At 56.3% G+C, this 2,039-nt stretch carries 2 protein-coding genes and 1 pseudogene; all 3 read left to right on the top strand.

What is annotated here, in order from left to right:
* A partial coding sequence (locus tag RMO15_RS25415; protein WP_309719317.1) for a hypothetical protein occupies positions 1 to 728 on the top strand: 728 nt, incomplete at its 5' end.
* A gap of 5 nt (positions 729 to 733) precedes the next feature.
* Positions 734 to 1,222 carry a hypothetical protein gene (locus RMO15_RS25420; protein ID WP_309719320.1) on the top strand — a complete coding sequence of 163 codons (489 nt, stop codon included), beginning with the start codon at positions 734 to 736 and terminating at the stop codon, positions 1,220 to 1,222.
* Positions 1,223 to 1,417: 195 nt separating this feature from the next.
* Positions 1,418 to 2,039, top strand: a pseudogene (locus RMO15_RS25425) (hypothetical protein); the annotation flags it as partial.

A 2,039-nucleotide genomic window follows, 5' to 3' on the forward strand; every position in this document is an offset into this window, starting at 1 on the left:
GAACCGATCTATCAACCCGTCCTGAGCATTTTGATACGCGCTTCCCTGGCAAGAAGATCCTGAATCAAGACAGTATTACTTCTCTCTTTGAGAATGTCTATGTAGGGACTAAGATTACACTACGCTATGCCTTTGTGAATACACGAGGAGAAGTCTATGTCTGCCTCGGAATCCCACAAACTAGACCACAAGAGGAAGCCCCTACGGTGGAGCTGACTGATGAGCAAGGCCGACGCTATATTTCGACCGGAAAATTCTCCGAACCTAATACACTGTGGTTTTTTCCTACTAGCTCGGGCTCCCCCGCACCGAAAATCCAACTGACGGTTCGCCGTAAGGGAAAGCCTGACCTACACTTTACTAAGCCTGTGATAGCCTCTCAGCGACAGCTCCCACAATACCCATGGTACTACGATGGTGTCTATCAGCTACTGGATCAAAAAAACGCACGCTTGATGTCGTTCTTAGAGGATGCCAAACGACAAGGGCACTGGCGACGTGTGCTAGAGCTAACCGACGACGGACACAAACTGCGTGAGCAATACGGCGAGGTCATGGGACGAATGAGCTCTGCGGCGACGCTCTTACTCTACCAAACCGAGGCATTTCGCAAACTGGGGAGGCTGGACGATGCCCGTGAGGCGCTGGAGCAGGTTCGTCGGGATCAGACGACACAGCAACAACGCGCGTGGCTGGAGCAGGAAGAAAAGCTTCTGCGCCCGAAATAGTGACCATGACTTCCGAAAGACGCCTGCAACGGATTCGCTTCTGGCTGGCGGTGTTTATTGTCGGGCTGGTGCTCTCGGGCGTGACGGCGTTCCCGCTGACCTGGGAGCTGGGGCTCTTAGTCCGCTGGTTTGGTAGCGGCGACAGTGCGCTTGCCCAGTGGCTCCGCACGGTGCACACGGGGCTGGTGGAGACGGACAAGCACTACCCGTTTCTGGCCTACGGCACCGACTGGCTGGCCTTTGCGCACTTGGTCATTGCCGTGGCGTTTATCGGGCCGTGGCGCGACCCGGTGCGCAATATCTGGGTGATCGAGTTCGGGCTGATCGCCTGCGCCATGGTGCTGCCTCTTGCCCTGATCGCCGGGCCACTACGCGGGATTCCCTTTGGCTGGCGGCTCATTGATTGCTCCTTCGGGGTCTTTGGGGCGATTCCGCTCTGGCTAATCCGGCGGGAAATCCAGCAATTTGAACAAGAGTCGCATATTCCTACCTAACCAAAACTCTAAGGTATAGGAGAGAAGACGACGATGTACTACTTATTTTGTTTTTTACTAGCAGGTATATTGGTGGCCGCGCTCATCCAGCGTCATCTGGAGCGCAAGTATGAGGAGTGGCCCACCGACAAGACTTTCTAATGTTCCCCCAGATTGAGCAGGAAATCAAGGGGGGCACCATGAACTTGTACCACCATGAAGGGCTTCCCTATTTTAAGCGATGCGCAGGTGCAGAGCTTTTTAGACAATGGCTATTTGGTTGTTAAAGACTGTCTTGATCCCGAGCTTGCCCAGCACTGGGTGGACGACGGCTTTGCCCGCCTCAGCTACGATGAACGTGACCCGAGTACCTGGAAAAAAGACATTGTCTGGATGGATCACCACCAGCAGCTTCCCGTGAGCGAGCTGGCCCCGAAAGCGTGGGCCGCACTCTGCGAGGTGGTCGGGGGCGAGGAGCGGTTGGAGACGCAAGTGATGCAGATCGAGTCGGCGCACTTTAGCACCATCAACTCGTTTCTTTGGTCGGATGCCTTCGTCGCCAACTTCCACCGGGGCGCCGATGAGCCCTGGCAGCCACCCAGTGCCAAAGTTGGGGGGTGGCACAAGGACGGCAGCTACTTCCGGCACTTTCTCGATAGCCGCGAGCAGGCGCTTCTCACCATTGTCCTCTGGTCGGACATGAAGCACCAAGGCGGTGGCACGTTTATCGCCCCGGACTCCGTGCGCGTGATCGCAAAGTTTCTCGCCGAGCACCCCGAGGGAGTCGCACCGGGGGACTTTAAGTTTCAGGAGCTGATCGCCCAGTGCCAGCGCTTTG

The organism is Armatimonas sp., from assembly GCF_031410135.1.
In the GTDB taxonomy this organism is placed as follows: Bacteria; Armatimonadota; Armatimonadia; order Armatimonadales; family Armatimonadaceae; genus Armatimonas.

Excerpts from the sequence above, each read along its gene's own strand:
- RMO15_RS25420 (WP_309719320.1), top strand. The coding sequence starts at position 734 with ATGACTTCCGAAAGACGCCTGCAACGGATTCGCTTCTGGCTGGCGGTG.